The 15,372-nt window shown below is 62.5% G+C and carries 16 protein-coding genes and 1 tRNA gene; 12 read left to right on the top strand and 5 right to left on the bottom strand.

Annotated elements, in window-relative coordinates:
• The first annotated feature begins 8 nt into the window (after positions 1-8).
• The 4 genes from kduI to recQ all read left to right on the top strand — a co-directional run bounded on the left by kduI (position 9) and on the right by recQ (position 4,194).
• On the top strand, positions 9-866 hold the full coding sequence (gene kduI / locus NKJ73_RS12055; protein WP_023678087.1) for a 5-dehydro-4-deoxy-D-glucuronate isomerase: 858 nt from the start codon (positions 9-11) through the stop codon (positions 864-866).
• Positions 863-1,630: a 2-dehydro-3-deoxy-D-gluconate 5-dehydrogenase KduD gene (kduD, locus tag NKJ73_RS12060; protein ID WP_352569536.1), complete on the top strand. Its 768-nt coding sequence runs from the start codon at positions 863-865 to the stop codon at positions 1,628-1,630. Before kduI ends, kduD begins: the two co-directional genes overlap by 4 nt.
• Positions 1,631-1,656: 26 nt before the next feature.
• The gene (locus NKJ73_RS12065) at positions 1,657-1,995 is read left to right on the top strand and encodes a cupin domain-containing protein (protein WP_352569538.1); all 339 of its coding nucleotides are present in this window, start codon (positions 1,657-1,659) and stop codon (positions 1,993-1,995) included.
• Between the two features lie 363 nt (positions 1,996-2,358).
• Positions 2,359-4,194 carry a DNA helicase RecQ gene (gene recQ, locus NKJ73_RS12070; protein ID WP_352569540.1) on the top strand — a complete coding sequence of 612 codons (1,836 nt, stop codon included), beginning with the start codon at positions 2,359-2,361 and terminating at the stop codon, positions 4,192-4,194.
• Positions 4,195-4,239: 45 nt separating this feature from the next.
• On the opposite strand, the gene NKJ73_RS12075 is transcribed toward recQ, so the two are convergent.
• Positions 4,240-5,325 (bottom strand): DUF1186 domain-containing protein, encoded by a 1,086-nt coding sequence (locus NKJ73_RS12075; protein WP_352569542.1) that lies wholly within the window; start codon positions 5,323-5,325, stop codon positions 4,240-4,242.
• 54 nt (positions 5,326-5,379) lie between these two features.
• On the opposite strand from NKJ73_RS12075, the gene NKJ73_RS12080 reads away from it, so the two are divergent.
• Positions 5,380-6,528 carry a hypothetical protein gene (locus NKJ73_RS12080; RefSeq protein WP_352454999.1) on the top strand — a complete coding sequence of 383 codons (1,149 nt, stop codon included), beginning with the start codon at positions 5,380-5,382 and terminating at the stop codon, positions 6,526-6,528.
• On the opposite strand, the gene NKJ73_RS12085 is transcribed toward NKJ73_RS12080, so the two are convergent.
• On the bottom strand, positions 6,525-6,743 hold the full coding sequence (locus NKJ73_RS12085) for a hypothetical protein (protein WP_352450887.1): 219 nt from the start codon (positions 6,741-6,743) through the stop codon (positions 6,525-6,527). The two genes, NKJ73_RS12080 and NKJ73_RS12085, sit on opposite strands and share 4 nt — an antisense overlap.
• 210 nt (positions 6,744-6,953) lie before the next feature.
• Complete coding sequence (locus NKJ73_RS12090) at positions 6,954-7,871, bottom strand: alpha/beta fold hydrolase (protein ID WP_352569543.1); 918 nt, start codon at positions 7,869-7,871, stop codon at positions 6,954-6,956.
• 723 nt (positions 7,872-8,594) lie between these two features.
• On the opposite strand from NKJ73_RS12090, the gene NKJ73_RS12095 reads away from it, so the two are divergent.
• On the top strand, positions 8,595-9,191 hold the full coding sequence (locus tag NKJ73_RS12095; protein ID WP_352569544.1) for a TetR/AcrR family transcriptional regulator: 597 nt from the start codon (positions 8,595-8,597) through the stop codon (positions 9,189-9,191).
• Between the two features lie 77 nt (positions 9,192-9,268).
• Positions 9,269-9,835 carry a DUF308 domain-containing protein gene (locus tag NKJ73_RS12100; protein ID WP_352569545.1) on the top strand — a complete coding sequence of 189 codons (567 nt, stop codon included), beginning with the start codon at positions 9,269-9,271 and terminating at the stop codon, positions 9,833-9,835.
• A gap of 75 nt (positions 9,836-9,910) precedes the next feature.
• Here NKJ73_RS12100 and NKJ73_RS12105 read toward each other — a convergent pair.
• A tRNA-Ser gene (locus NKJ73_RS12105) sits at positions 9,911-10,000 on the bottom strand.
• 338 nt (positions 10,001-10,338) lie between these two features.
• On the opposite strand from NKJ73_RS12105, the gene NKJ73_RS12110 reads away from it, so the two are divergent.
• The 3 genes from NKJ73_RS12110 (at position 10,339) to NKJ73_RS12120 (ending at position 12,121) form a co-directional block, all read left to right on the top strand.
• Positions 10,339-11,046 carry a 50S ribosomal protein L21 gene (locus NKJ73_RS12110; RefSeq protein ID WP_352471261.1) on the top strand — a complete coding sequence of 236 codons (708 nt, stop codon included), beginning with the start codon at positions 10,339-10,341 and terminating at the stop codon, positions 11,044-11,046.
• A gap of 98 nt (positions 11,047-11,144) precedes the next feature.
• Positions 11,145-11,414: a 50S ribosomal protein L27 gene (rpmA, locus tag NKJ73_RS12115; protein WP_023678077.1), complete on the top strand. Its 270-nt coding sequence runs from the start codon at positions 11,145-11,147 to the stop codon at positions 11,412-11,414.
• Between the two features lie 119 nt (positions 11,415-11,533).
• A complete protein-coding gene (locus NKJ73_RS12120; protein WP_352569546.1) occupies positions 11,534-12,121 on the top strand; it encodes a GNAT family N-acetyltransferase in 588 nt (195 codons plus the stop codon).
• 10 nt (positions 12,122-12,131) lie between these two features.
• Here NKJ73_RS12120 and NKJ73_RS12125 read toward each other — a convergent pair whose 3' ends face one another.
• Entirely contained in the window at positions 12,132-13,001 is an 870-nt protein-coding gene (locus NKJ73_RS12125) for an endonuclease/exonuclease/phosphatase family protein (RefSeq protein ID WP_352569548.1), read from the bottom strand.
• 171 nt (positions 13,002-13,172) lie between these two features.
• On the opposite strand from NKJ73_RS12125, the gene obgE reads away from it, so the two are divergent.
• Positions 13,173-14,204 (top strand): GTPase ObgE, encoded by a 1,032-nt coding sequence (obgE, locus tag NKJ73_RS12130; protein ID WP_352569549.1) that lies wholly within the window; start codon positions 13,173-13,175, stop codon positions 14,202-14,204.
• A 2-nt stretch (positions 14,205-14,206) separates the two neighbouring features.
• Entirely contained in the window at positions 14,207-15,361 is a 1,155-nt protein-coding gene (proB, locus tag NKJ73_RS12135) for a glutamate 5-kinase (RefSeq protein ID WP_023678073.1), read from the top strand.
• The last annotated feature ends 11 nt before the right edge of the window (positions 15,362-15,372 follow it).

Below are 15,372 nucleotides of genomic sequence, written 5' to 3' on the forward strand. Positions count from 1 at the left end.
GGACAGCAATGAATCACACTGACAATCATACGGATTTCACCTCCCGCTTCGCCATCGATCCTGTTTCTGCCGCAGCCATGGGAACGGACGAGCTGCGACACAATTTCCTGATCGAGGACTTGTTCCAGCCCGGCCGCATCGGCCTGACCTACACCCATTACGACCGCATGATCGTCGGCGGCGCCATGCCCGCCGGTACACCGCTGCCGCTGCAGGCGATCAAGCCGACCGGGACCAAGAATTTTCTTGACCGCCGTGAGATGATCATCGTCAACATCGCCGGTGCAGGCGTCGTCAAAGCCGGCGGCCAATCCTACGAGCTGCAGGCACGCGACATGCTCTATCTCGGCATGGGCACGGATGAGGTGTCGTTCGCTGCGACCAATCCGGCAGCGCCGGCTAAGTTCTACCTGCTCAGCGCGCCGGCGCATCAGAGCCATCCCAACCGGCTGATCCGCATCGGCGATGCCAAGCGGCTCGATCTCGGCAGCCAGGCAACCTCCAACGAGCGCTCGATCTTCCAGTTCATCCATGCCGATGGGGTAAAGACCTGTCAGCTTGTCGTCGGCATGACGCAGCTTGCCTCCGGTTCGGTCTGGAACACCATGCCATGCCATGTGCATGACCGGCGCATGGAGGCCTATCTCTATTTCGACCTGCCGGAGGCGGCGCGGGTGTTTCATTTCATGGGCGAACCGGACGAAACGCGCCATCTCGTCATGCGCAACGAGGAGGCGGTGCTGTCGCCGGGATGGTCGATCCATTCGGGCGCCGGCACCTCGAACTACGCCTTCATCTGGGCGATGGCCGGCGACAATGTCGACTATACCGATGTCGACCTGGTGGCGATGGAGGAGCTCAAGTGAGCGATCTCTCGGCCTTCAGCCTTGCCGGCAAGCGCATCCTCGTCACCGGCGCCAATACCGGCATCGGCCAGGGCATCGCCGTGTCGATCGCGCGCGCCGGTGGCGCGGTGGTCGGCGTCGGCCGGTCGGCGATGGACGAGACGGCGGAGAGGATTGAAGCGGCCGGCGGGCGCTTCGAGGCGGTCCGCTGCGACCTTGGCGACGATGCCGCCGCCCAGGCGATGCTTGACCGCGTCTGGGACGGCACCGGGCCGCTCGACGGCCTGGTCAACAATGCGGGCATCATCCGGCGTGCCGATGCGGTCGACCTCACCGAAGCCGACTGGGATGACGTCATCGGCGTCAATCTGAAGACGGTGTTCTTCCTCAGCCAGAGTTTTGCCAGGCGCGTGCTTGCCGACCCGGGGCGGCGTGGCAAGATCGTCAACATCGCTTCGGTGCTGAGCTTTCAGGGCGGCATTCGCGTCGCCTCCTACACCGCCTCCAAACATGGCGTGCTCGGTATCACCCGGCTGCTTGCATGCGAATGGGCGGCAAAGGGCATCAACGTCAATGGCATTGCGCCAGGCTATATCGAGACCAACAACACCGAGGCGCTGCGCACCGATCCCGACCGCAGCGCTTCAATCCTGGCGCGCATTCCGGCCGGGCGCTGGGGCGCGCCGGAAGACATCGGCGACGCAGCCGTCTTCCTGCTGGCGCCGGCGTCGAACTATATGCATGGCGCGGTGATGCCGGTGGACGGCGGCTGGCTGGCGCGATGAGCAACAAAAAAGATGAGAGTTTGGTGATGACCGGAACCAAAATCTTCTCGCATGCCGGCGAGGCTGCGTGGACGCCGACGCCGGATGGCAACCGCAGGCGCGTGCTCCTGCACACGGATGAGCTGATGATGGTCGAATTCGGTTTCGACAAGGGTGGCGTCGGCGCGCTACACTCGCATCCGCACGTCCAGGCGAGCTATGTCGCCGAAGGCCGCTTCGAAGTCACCATCGACGGCAGGACCGAAATCCTGGAGACCGGAAGCAGCTTCATCGTCCCGTCCAACCTTATCCATGGCGTCAAGGCGCTGGAGGCGGGACGACTGGTCGACAGCTTTACGCCGCACCGCGCCGATTTCCTCGACTGAGCTGCGGACCCGAAGATCAGGCAGCCGGTTCTCAGAACGAAAAAACCCGCGCCTCCGGAGAGACGCGGGCGTGTTGCCTGGGCGCTTGTGGCGCCGCGGTACTCAAAACATCACCGCAGAACCTGAACCTGCCGAATGATGGTGAAGATAGGATTAACCGCTCCGAGGCGGTGCGATATTCACAGCCAAGGCGAATAGGGGCTGGAACGACGGTCTGATATCGGCCAATGAGAGAGAAGTTCGCCTCAGGCGGTGCCGCGGACAGGACCAGAGGGGTCGATAAATGTTCGAATCTGCTGTCCAGGCAATCACCTGGCGATTCGCCGGGGAATTTCGGCAGGTCGTATCCCCGAAAGTTCTGTAATGCAGGTAGCAGCGAGCATCCCGGCAGAGGATTCCAAGCGGCGCGTCCTGAAGGATGTATTCGGCTTCGATGATTTTCGTCTCGGCCAGGCGGCCGTGATGGAGGCGCTGCTGGCCGGGCATCATGTGCTGGCTGTCATGCCGACCGGCGCCGGCAAATCGCTCTGCTACCAGGTCCCGGCGCTGGTGCTGGGCGGGCTCACCATTGTCGTTTCGCCGCTGGTGGCCCTGATGCAGGATCAGGTCGCCGCATTGCGCCTTGCCGGCGTGGCGGCCGATACAATCAATTCCTCGCTCGACCGCGATGCCAATGTCGCTGCATGGCGCCGTGTCGCGGCAGGCCAGACGCGCCTGCTCTATCTTGCACCGGAGCGGCTCATGACCGTGCGAATGCTCGAGGCGTTGACCAAGCTCGATGTCCGGCTGATCGCCATCGACGAGGCACATTGCATCTCCCAATGGGGACCGGCGTTCCGGCGCGAATACGAAGAATTGTCGAGACTACGTGATATCTTCCCGAAAGTGCCGATCATTGCGTTGACGGCGACGGCGGACGAGGCGACGCGCACCGACATTGCCGCGCAACTGTTCGACGGGCGCGTCGATACCGTGGTGCTCGGCTTCGACCGGCCGAACATCAAGCTAAGCATTGAGCCCAAGCAGGATAGCAAGCGCCAATTGCTAAACTTCGTGCAGCGCCATGCGGGCCGCAGCGGGATCGTCTATTGCCTGTCACGCAAAAAGACCGAAGAGATGGCGGCGTTCCTCGAGCGGAACGGCGTACGCGCGCTCGCCTATCACGCCGGCATGAGCAAGGACACGCGTGAAGCGAATCAAAACGCTTTCATGACCTTGTCCGGCGTGGTGATGGTGGCGACCATCGCCTTCGGCATGGGGATCGACAAGCCGGATGTCGCCTATGTCTTCCACACAGACCTGCCGGGCAGCTTGGAGGCCTATTATCAGGAAATCGGGCGGGCGGGCCGCGACGGGCGGGCGGCCGAGGCACATATGCTCTTCGGTCTCGGCGATATCCGCATGCGCCGGCTTTTCATCGAAGACGAGGACGCGCCGGCTGAGCACAAAAGGCGCGCGCATGGCCGACTCGATACGCTGATCGGTTATTGCGAGACGACGCAGTGCCGCCGTCAGATCCTGCTTGGCTATTTCGGCGAAAGTGCTTCGCCTTGCGGCAATTGCGACAACTGCCTCGACCAGGCGCCGCATGCGGATGGCGAGGCGGAGGCGCGGATCATCCTGGCGGCGATCGCACAGACCGGCGAGCGCTTCGGCGTCGCCCATGTCGTCGATGTCCTGCTCGGCCATGAGACCGAGAAGGTCCTGGACAGGAACCACCACAGGCTTGCCAGCTTCGGCACCGGTGTGGCGCATAAAAAGAGTTTCTTGCTGTCGCTGCTCCGCCAACTCGTCGCGGGAGGGTTCCTGACATTGGACTCAGCCGGCCATGGCGGCGTCGCCATTGCCGAGAAGGGCCGTGCGCTGGCTCGGGGCGAGGCTTCATTCCGGTATCGCTTGGACGCGCGCCAGTCATCGCGAGGCAAGATACGTCCTGAGGATACCGCAGCAGGCACGGAAGGTCTGGATTCGGCGCTGCTGGCCGCGCTCAAGGCTGTACGGCTGCGTCTTGCCCGGGAACGCCAGGTGCCGGCCTTCGTGATCTTTTCGGATCGTACACTGATCGATATGGCCGAACGCTGCCCGCGTGATCTGGACGCCTTCGCCGCGGTCAACGGCGTCGGCGCCGCCAAGCTCAAGGATTTCGGCGAGATATTCCTCGGCGCGATCGCTACGCATCAATCCGCTGGATCGGCGTGAGGGTAGCCAAAAATCAAACTCGCAATTGCGCGACACTGCAACAGGTTAGTTTGCCAGGCAGCATTTCTTTGCTTTCTTGCCGCTTCCACAGGGACACGGATCATTGCGTCCGACATGGCGCCAAGGATTTGTGACCGGCGCTGTCAATCTCGACAACTCGTCGAGCCAAGTTTGTTCCGGCAAGGGCGATTGCCAATCTTCCTCGCCAAAATACTCAAGGTGGCTGGTCCATTCCAACGCTTCAAGCACGTCGTCGATATAGCCGAGAGCGGCGCGCTCGAATCGATCGATGTCGTTTGGGCTTTGCTCGGCGGCCAGGAGATCGTCTTCGAAATCGCGGCGATCGATTACCCCTTCGGGGATGCGGCCGTCGTTCCATGCGCTGTGAACAAGTGACGCCAGATCGCGCAAGCCAAGCAGGGCGATCGCCCCCAGCCAGGCGATCCAGGCGAAATCGTCGTCATCGGCCAGCCTCTCGGTGTGGAATCGCTCGAGAAAATCTCGCATTCGGTCACGCTCGATGCGGCCTTCCCAGGTCAGGAAGGTCGCTGCGCCCAAAACTGCATCGCGGACGAATTCATCGACGGAGCGGTCGCTGATCAAGCTGAACAAAGCGTCGGCGTCGCCATCAAATACGCCGGCGACGATACGCGCCATGCTCTCGGTCACCACGTCGCCGAGCAGGTCATCGAGGTCGCGTCCCGGCCGGCGCAGCAGGCGCAACAAGGGCCCGAACGTTCTAGTGTCGCGAGCGCCGCCCAGAATGTAGATGCCTCGCAAGAGCAGCATCTGATCATCCCGCGACAGAGCCTCTCCTTCGGCCGCTCTTGTGACGACGGCACGCAGCGCGGGAGCCGATTCTTCAATCCTCGCTATGCAGTGAATGATTGCGACATCCGGCAATTGCTGCTCGTTTGCCACGGCATGTAGTTGATCTTCTATCGGACCGAGATCGAAGCCGGGCTTGCCCCGTCCAAGGACGGAGTCCAGTTCTTCCTTCTTCATGGCATCCTCGCTGCCGTTCGCGCTTGCCAAATCTACGACAGGCCGGCTGCCTTTCAACAGTTCATCCGCACAGACGGCAAATTCCTGTGCAGAAAGTGCCAGACGGGGCGAGTTCGATCTCGACACAGCTCTATCCTGAACTGACCTGTGGGACGAGGATCGGCCAGCAGCCAAGCAACCATGAGCGAATATCAATACTACGAGTTTCGGGCGGTCGACCGCCCACTCAGCGAAGCGGATCGCCGGGACTTGCGCGATGTGTCGACGCGGGCGCGGATTACGGCCACGAGCTTCACGAATTTCTACGAGTGGGGCGACTTTAAAGGCGATCCGGTCGCGTTGATGCGGCGTTGGTTCGATCTTCATCTCTATTTGGCGAATTGGGGCACCCACCGGCTGATGATCCGGTTTCCAGCGCGATTAATCGACCGGCAGCGTCTCGAGGGATTCCTGCATGCGGTCGATTGCCTCGAGATCAGCACGTCCGGCGAGAACCTGATCGTCGACATCCTGTGCGAAGAACTGGAACCTGCGGACGATTGGGATAATTGGGACGACGACTCGCACTGGCTCGAAGCACTGGCGCCGCTGCGCGCCGACGTGCTCGGCGGCGATCTGAGGCTTTTCTACCTGCTGTGGCTGAAGGCGGCCGAGATCGGTTCCGTCAAGCCGGACGAGGCGGAGCCTTTGCCGGGGATCGGCCCGATGACGCCCGCGCTCGACGCTTTCGCGCGCTTCTTTCAGCTCGACGCCGACCTCGTCGCTGAGGCGGCCGAGCGTCCCGCCGGCACGACAACGGAATTGTCGCCGGATATGGTCCGGCGTTCAGTCGGCGCCTTGTCCGATCATGAAAAGACGACGCTGCTCGTTCGTCTCGTCGACGGCGATCGGCATGTTGAAAACGAGCTTCGGGCGTTCGTCCGGAATCGCTCGATGTTGAAAGTCTCTGTTGGAAGCCCCATGGCCACTGTTCCGCGCTCGGCCGGCGAACTGCGAGCCCGTGCCGAGGCGATCCGTCAGGCCCGCGAGCGCGCGCAGGAGGAGCAACGAGAGGCTGAAAGAAAACGGCAGGCGGCGGAAGAGGCGCGCGCTCGCCGTATTCGGCTCGATGCGCTCTCGCGACGCGGCGAAAGCGTCTGGCGTGAGGTGGAGAGCGAGATCGAACGCCGCAACCCTCCCGGCTACGATGAGGCCGCCAGCCTTCTGCTCGACCTCAAGGCAATCGCCGAGGAATGTGGCACGACCCACGATTTTGCTCGCAGGCTGCAGGCGATCCGCGATCGGCATATCCATAAGAGGCGTTTTATCGAACGGCTAAGAGACGATTAGCACCGGCTTCGTCTCGCCGCGGCAATCGCAGCCTCCTGCTGCCGCAAGCGCTCGATCTTCGCACTCTGGCGGGCAGCCACGGTCGAGGCGACACGCTGCCCTCCCAGCAGCCAGCCCGGAATGTTGGTGTGGACGACTTTGCCACGAGCGATGGCTGTCGCCGACATTTCGTCGGCGACAGCGCCGATCGCCACGTTGAGCTCGACGCAACTCATCTTGTCGTATTTCGCAGCATCAAAGGATGCCGGCAAAGGCGATGCGCAACTTCCGACAAACATGAGGCTGCATATCAGAGGCGTGGACGTGGAGATCGCCTTCATTCCCTTATCAAGCACATTGATGCCGGACGGGCGGATTTTCGGAGGGTTCTCGATCTAGGGCCGCGAAGCACTCGCGAGGTTCCGCGTAACTGAAGCATGTGACCTCTACAATACTCTGTGCTGACCGACCTGTTTGTCTTCAAAGAATTCCGAGAGAGCCGCTGCCGTCTTGTCGGGGTGCTCTTCCGGGAAAAAGTGCCCGCCTTGGACAGCGCATCCTGCCACTCTGTCGGCCCATTTCCTCCAGATGGCCAGCGGCCCGCCTTCTTGCGCATACCAGTTCTCCAGGGCGCCTTCGCCACTCCATAGCGCCAGTAGCGGACAGTCGATGCGACGACCGTTTGCGCGGTCCAGCGCGTCATGTTCACGATCGATCGTCGCAGCGGCGCGATACTCTTCGCAGATGGCATGAATATGCGCGGGATCGCGAAGCGCATCAACATAGGCGTTCCTGACCTCTTTGGAGACCATTTTCGCCGACGATCCCCAGTGCGTAATTGCATCGTCGACGACAGCATCGGGAGCCGCGCCGATCAGACGCTCCGGCAGGGGCTCCGGCTGCGCAAGAAGGCTCCAGGGCCAGAAGCCGAGCGCCAGTCTGGCATCCGCCCGATCCCACGTTGCGGCGGTGGGGATGATGTCGAGGACGGCGATTTTGAGCACTTTGTCGGGATGGTCGAGCGCCAGGCGATAGGTAACCCGCCCGCCGCGATCATGCCCGGCAACCATGAACCGCTCAAACCCCAGCTGCTTCATGGCCTGAACCATGTCGCCGGCCATGGCGCGTTTGGCGTATGGGCTATGATCGGCAGAGGAAATCGGACATCCGCTTTGCCCATAGCCTCGAAGGTCGGCGGCGACCACCGTGAAGCGGAGCGCCAAGGCTGCGGCGATATCCCTCCACATCAGATGCGTTTCTGGAAAACCGTGAAGAAGCAGCAGCGGCGGACCGGTGCCTCCGACCCTTGCGAAAATCGTCGTATCGTCCAGTCGTAGGCTGGTGGCTCTGAACCCTGCAAACACCGTCAGCTTCCTCCGCGCCCTTAGGAAAGCTCCCTAAGGGCGCTAACGGCCGCCTGGGGCGAAAACCCCGGCCGCGATGGCCAGGGTTCAAGCCGGCCAGTTGCTAGAATCGAAACCAGACCCAGACGCGCCTGCGGAAGCACCGCCTGCGCCGATAGCCGTTTCGCCAGTAAACGCGACAGACCCTTCTCCAAGCGCGCCGGCGGCGCCGGCGCGGCCGGTGCCACCGGCGATGATAGACTGGTTGCAACTCTGCTTGAGTTTCATCGTCGTCGAAGGTCTCGACATCCGGCGCCTCGAGTTCATCGAGAATGCCGCTTCTGGCAGTTGGAACGCCGGCCACTGCGTTGATTGGCCGAACCGTGCTTGCAAGGGCCGCGGCCCCGGCAATGCCAAACATTCCTGTCAAAAATAGTCGCCGATCCATGGAAACCTCCCAGTCTTCAACCAGCGATAGAACAAGCTAACGATGGTGAGATAGCGCAGTCGGTGCAAACGCCTAGTGCCGCACGGCGATTGGCGGTGGTCCGGTCGGCCGGAGGGTGTTGCCTCGTCCTCGAAGTGGGATGGCTACCTCGATCGACAAACACCGGAGCTGTCTGAATGGATGGCGGGCCGAGATCAATTAAGATCGAATGACGTCTACGCCATAGCCACGCAATTTCACGCTACTCGCGTTGCAATAAGACTTGACTGCCATCCTACCAGAAGGTAGGTAAAAGTATGAGCAACTTGTCTACCACCTCTGATGACATCCTGGCTTGCGCACGTTCACTGATCGTCGCTGGCGGCTACAACGGTTTCAGTTATGCCGACATCGCTGATGTGGTCGGGATCCGTAAGGCGAGCATCCATCACCATTTCCCAAGCAAGGTCGATCTGGTTCGGACGCTGGTTGCGCGGTACCGCGAAGAAACTGAAGCTGGGATGGCAAATGTCGAACTTCACGAATCCGATCCGCTCGAACAGTTGCGGATCTATGCCGGGTATTGGGAAGCCTGCATCGCGAACGCCAGCGCCCCGTTTTGTATCTGCGCGCTGTTGGCAAGCGAGCTCCCCGTGCTGCCCGAGGAAGTTAGCCTTGAGGTCCGGGCGCATTTCCGCTCGCTGTCGGCTTGGCTGACATCGGTGATGGAGCGCGGTGCGCGGCACGGCCAGTTTCGACTGATGAGTACCCCTCGTGCCGAGGCTGAAGCGTTCATGGCGACCGTTCACGGCGCGATGCTTTCAGCACGGGCCTATGGCGATCCGAAGATATTCGGCGTCGTGACAGGCCCGCTCCTGGAGCGCCTCCGCGCTTCCCCCCGGATACGGGCCTAGATCTCAACTAACTATACTAGCAATCACTCTGCGACGTTCGTCGAGAGTCCCTACCTACTAGTCGAAAGGACAATCCAATGACGGTTCACAGTGGCGATCTTTCCCAGGAACAATGGCTCAAGCTTTATTACTTCGCTCGGACGGCGTTCTCGGCTGTGTGGGTGGCGGCTGCCTTTACGGTGGGACAGAATTCCGGGGTGGTCGTGGCGGTTTTGCTCGTGGCTTATCCTGCATGGGATGCTCTCGCCAATTTTGTCGACGCATCGCGCAGCGGAGGATTGGGACAGAATCGCACCCAGACCATCAACGTCGTGGTCAGTGTGGCGACAACGCTCGCGGTCGTTTTTGCGCTGAAGATGAGCATGAATTGGGTGCTCGGCGTGTTCGGCCTATGGGCGATCCTGTCCGGCCTGCTTCAACTCGGCACCGCTGTCCGCCGTTGGAAGAGCTCTGGTGCGCAGTGGGCGATGGTCCTGAGCGGAGGGCAATCAGCACTGGCAGGCACGTTTTTCATCGCGCAGGCGCGGATGCCGATGCCGCCATCGATCTCCAACGTGGCCGGCTATGCCGCAGTAGGCGCCCTCTACTTCCTGGTTTCGGCGGTGTGGCTGAGCGTGAGCCAATTGCGGCGGAAGGCTGCATAGGCCCGCGATCTTAAGCCATTACCGGCGCGATGAGAGATGCTGTTACCTATGGGTCCGGAATGGACCATTCCGAAGTGGCGGAGAGGGAGGGATTCGAACCCCCGATGGGCTTGCACCCATGCCGCATTTCGAGTGCGGTGCATTCGACCACTCTGCCACCTCTCCGCGGTCATGGTCCGCCGTTGCCGGCGCGGCGCACTAGATAACGGCTGGACAGGCAGGTTACAAGGGCCAATCTGCCCCGGCGCCGCAGCTTCTGTCCGTGCTTCCTTCGAGGCTCCGGTAGCCGCTGCTCGATATTTGCAAGGACTGGGCTCAACCCGTTTGCAGCTTGCCCGCGGCGCTTGCCTTGACTCAAGCCGAACCTTCGGTTAGGGACAGCGCGCAATCGGCGTGGAGGGATCTTCCGCGCCGCTTGTTTTTTGAACCCGCAGACTGACAAAAAGACGGCCGAACCGCCTGAGGCGGTTCATCAAGGCCGACCGAACAGCGAAAGGCAAAAAATGTTCGCAGTCATCAAAACGGGCGGCAAGCAGTATCGCGTTGCCGCCAACGATCTCCTGAAGATCGAAAAACTCGAAGCCAATGTCGGCGACATCGTCGAGATCGGTAGCGTGCTCGCGCATGGCGAAGGCGAGAACGTCACGTTCGGCGCGCCGTTCGTCGATGGTGCGATGGTCACCGCCGAAGTCGTCGAGCAGGGCAAGAACCGTACCGTCATCGCCTTCAAGAAGCGCCGTCGGCAGAATTCGCGCCGCAAGATCGGCCATCGCCAGCTTTTGACCACCGTCAGGATTGCCGAGATCCTGCTGGGTGGCGCCAAGCCGGCGAAGAAGGCCGCCGCCAAGACCGAAGCGAAGGCCGAAGTTGCAGCCAAGACCGAGGCGAAGGCTGAAGCCGCGCCGAAGGCAGCAGCGAAGGCAGAGGCTGCGCCGAAGAAGGAAGCCAAGGCCGAGACGACCGAGGACAAGGCTGCCGAAGCCGCCGCGCCGTTGTTCAAGGCGCCGAAGGGCGAGCCGGACGACCTGACCGTGATCAAGGGCATCGGCCCGGTCGCCGCCGGCCAGCTCAACGAACAGGGCATCACCACCTTTGCCCAGATCGCCAAGCTGTCCGACAAGGACGTCGCCAAGATCGACGAGCACATGCCGTTCAGCGCCGACCAGATCAAGGACTGGCGCGAGCAGGCCAAGGAATTGGCGAAGAAGTAGAACGAACCGGCGCAATCGGCGCCGGATCGGACTTGAAACGGAACGCGAACGCGTTCATAAGATCGTTTAGGCGCCTCGCGGCGCATCGGAGTAGTTAGATGGCACACAAGAAAGCTGGCGGATCGTCGCGCAATGGTCGCGACTCCCATTCCAAGCGGCTCGGCGTGAAGAAGTTCGGTGGCGAAGCCGTGATTCCGGGCAACATCATCATTCGTCAGCGTGGCACGACGTGGCATCCCGGCACCAATGTCGGCATTGGCACGGACCACACGCTGTTTGCGCTCGAAGCTGGCGCAGTCACCTTCAACAAAAAAGCCAATGGCCGAACCTACGTATCGGTGAACCCGATGACGAAGGCAGCGGAGTAGCCGGTTCCGCACGAGAACACCGGCACCCATCTCGGGACCGGTGTCTGGCCAAGCCAGGAAATGGATCAGGGGAGATGGGTTTCCATCTCCCCTTTTTCTTGTGCCTGGAGGACTTTGATATGGTTGCCGAAGCGGAAGCGACAGACGACGAAAGTTACACGATAGATTGCCCGGTGCTCGCGACCGAGCGGCTGGTCATGCGGCCCCCGGGTGAGAGCGACATCGAGCAATTGGTGGCGCTCGCCGACAACCGCCACGTCGCGGAAATGCTGGCTCGCATGCCGCATCCCTATGGCGAGGCGGAGGCACGCGCTTTCCTGGCCATGACGGCATCGCGCCGGGCCGGAATCGCCTATGCGTTGACGCTGGCCGGCACCGAGACCTTCGTCGGCTGTGCCGGGCTCAACACTACGGATCGTGGGCTGGAGCTCGGCTACTGGATCGGCGAGCCGTACTGGAAACGCGGCTACGCGACGGAAGCAGCGCACGCACTGGTCGACCTTGCCTTCCAGAGAACCACGATCCAGGTGCTGCACGCCTCGACGCGGGTTATCAATCCGGCCTCGCGCCGGGTCATCCACAAATGCGGCTTCCAGTATGCCGGCCAGGGCATGCTGAACTCGATCGTTGCAGGCCAGGTGCCGGTCGAGCGCTACCGCCTCGATCGCAAGACCTGGACCAGCCTGCGGAACTGGGTGCATTTTTGATGGATGCGGCTCACGTCATCTCGAGCCAGACCGGCAAGTGATCCGAACCGGCCGCTTGCCGGTCGACCCACAGGCGCCTCAGCGATTTGGCAAGCGAGGCGCTGGTGAAGATGTAGTCGATGCGCTTGTAGCGGCTGGTATCGCCCGGCCGCTTGGGGTCGACCCAGGTGACGAGATCGGCGCCGGCGGCGCCGAGGCGCGTGGCGGCATCGACGGCGAGGTCGGCGGTCACCGGCATGCCGAATTCATGGTCAGCCTGGCCGGCGAGTTCGACATGTTCCGGCGATCCGGCCAGCATGTTGAAGTCGCCCATGACGACGAAGGCTTCGGGACAAGGCAGCTCCGGCAAGCCGATCTCGGCGACGCCGGAGAGCCCGCCGCCCTCGAGCGAGTATTTCAACAGACGCTGGCGCAGAAAGCGGATCTGGCTCAGCCGTTCAACCGGGCTGCGATGGTCGAGATGGGTGGAATAGAAGCGGATCGGACCAAGCGGCGTTTCGATCAGCGCCTCCAGCGCGCCGCGCTGGAAGTTCATCGCCTCGACACTGCGGCTGCGCGGCAAAAGGAGATTGCGCGACAGATGGATCGGCGTCCTCGACAGCACCATGTTGCCGAGCTGGAAGGTGGTCGTGATGGCGCGGCCGTTCTCCAGGCGCGAGCCGGCGTCGGCTTCGAAATTGCTGCCGTAGACGGCAAAATAGTCGGGCAGCGCCTTGCCGAGGTCGGCCACCATGTCGCGGCCGCCATTCTTCGGGTTGGCGCGGGTGACCTCCTGCAGCGCGATCACGTCGGCGCCGCGCACGGCATCGGCGATACGGCCGACATCGTACCGGCCGTCGAGACCGACGCCGTAGTGGATATTGTAAGTTACCAGCTTCATTCCGACATCTCGCGCTTGGAAAGCCGAAGATCGATTTTCGGCAAGGGTCAACCAAATGGTACGCGTCCAGAGCTACGCGCGACGTTACAGTAGCAAAAACGGCCCTCGCCCTTCGACCCGCCTTGGTTTAGAGCAATCCCGCAAAGCCAATAGCAGAAACCATACAATCCGATGAAATTTCTCGATCAAGCCAAGGTCTACATCCGCTCCGGCGACGGCGGCGCCGGTTCGGTGTCGTTCCGGCGCGAAAAGTTCATCGAGTTCGGCGGCCCGGACGGCGGCGACGGCGGTCGCGGCGGCGATGTATGGGTCGAGGCGGTCGATGGGCTGAACACGCTGATCGACTATCGTTACCAGCAGCATTTCAAGGCCAAGACCGGGACGCACGGCATGGGCCGCAACATGACCGGCGCCAAGGGTGCCGACGTAACGCTGAAAGTGCCGGCTGGAACACAGGTCTTTGCCGAGGACAATGAGACGCTGATCTGCGATCTGACGGTCGTCGGCCAGCGCTTTCTGTTGGCCAAGGGCGGCAATGGCGGTTTCGGCAACCAGCACTTCAAGACCTCGACCAACCAGGCGCCGCGCCGCGCCAATCCCGGACTGCCGGGCGAAGAGCTCAACATCTGGCTCAGGCTGAAGCTGATCGCCGATGCCGGCCTTGTCGGGCTGCCCAACGCCGGCAAGTCGACCTTCCTGGCGGCGGTCACCGCGGCCAAGCCGAAGATCGCCGACTATCCCTTCACCACGCTGCATCCGGGCCTTGGCGTGGCCCGCATCGACGGTCGCGAATTCGTCATTGCCGATATTCCGGGCCTGATCGAAGGCGCGCATGAAGGTGTCGGCATCGGCGACCGCTTCCTTGGCCATGTCGAGCGCACGCGTGTCCTTCTGCATCTTGTCTCGGCGCAGGAAGAAAATCCGGCCAATGCCTACAAGACCGTGCGTGCCGAGCTCGAAGCCTACGGCAATGGGCTGACCGACAAGGTCGAAATCGTCGCGCTTTCCCAGGTCGACATACTCGATGCCGACGCACGCAAGAAAAAGACCGCCTCGCTGAAACGTGCCGCCGGCCGCGCGCCGATGCTGCTTTCGGCGGTCACCGGCGAAGGCGTCGAGGCGGTGTTGCGCGCGCTGATCGCTGTGGTGGCCGATGCACGCGAGGCTGCCGCTGCGCCGGTCGAGACGCGCTGGAACACATAGCCATGGCCGCGCAATCGCTGAAAAATTATCGGCGCATTGCCGTCAAGATCGGCTCGGCGCTGCTTGTCGACCGCACGACGGGCCTGAAGCGCGACTGGCTGGCCTCGCTTGCCGACGACATCGCCGTGCTGGCCAATGGCGGCGCCGAAATTCTCGTCGTGTCTTCGGGCGCGATTGCACTTGGCCGCACCATTCTCGGCCTCGGCAAGCGGGCGCTGAAGCTCGAGGAGAGTCAGGCGGCGGCCGCCGTCGGGCAAATCGCGCTGGCCGGCGCCTGGTCGGATGCGCTCGGCAAGAATGGCTTGAAATCGGGCCAGATCCTGCTGACGCTCGGCGACACCGAAGAGCGCCGCCGCTATCTCAACGCGCGGGCGACGATTTCGACACTGCTCAAGATGAAGGCGGTGCCGGTCATCAACGAGAACGATACGGTGGCCACCTCCGAAATCCGCTATGGCGACAACGACCGGCTGGCGGCGCGTGTCGCCACCATGATGGGCGCCGACCTTTTGGTGCTGCTCTCCGACGTTGACGGGCTCTACACGGCACCGCCGGCGCGTGACCCGCAAGCCCGGTTCATTCAGGTCGTCGACCGCATCACCCCCGACATCGAAGCGATGGCGGGTGCCGCTGCTTCGGAATTGTCGCGCGGCGGCATGCGCACCAAGCTCGACGCCGGCAAGATCGCGACCGCCGCCGGCACCGCCATGATCATCACATCGGGCACGCGGCTGTCGCCGCTGCTGGCAATCGAGCGCGGCGAGCGTGCCACCTTCTTCCGGCCGAGCGCCAATCCGGTCAAGGGCTACAAGACCTGGATCGCCGGGCAGCTCGAACCGGCCGGCCGGCTGACCGTCGATGCCGGCGCCATCGGCGCGCTGCTCTCCGGCAAGTCGCTGCTGCCGGCCGGCGTCAAACTGGTCAGCGGCAATTTTGCGCGTGGCGACACGGTGGCGATCCTGTCGCCCGAGGGCCGCGAGATCGCGCGCGGGCTGGTTGCCTATGATGCCGCCGATGCCGTAAGGATCGCTGGGCTGAGGACGACAGAGATCGAAACCGTGCTCGGCTACGAGGCGCGTTCGGCGATGATCCACCGCGACGACCTTGTGGTGAGCCATGCCGGTGGTGAGCAAGTAGTCGGTGACCAGGTTACATAGCGGAGGATGAG

Origin of the sequence: Mesorhizobium sp. M0074, from assembly GCF_040322975.1 — a bacterium.
Classification (GTDB): domain Bacteria; phylum Pseudomonadota; class Alphaproteobacteria; order Rhizobiales; family Rhizobiaceae; genus Mesorhizobium.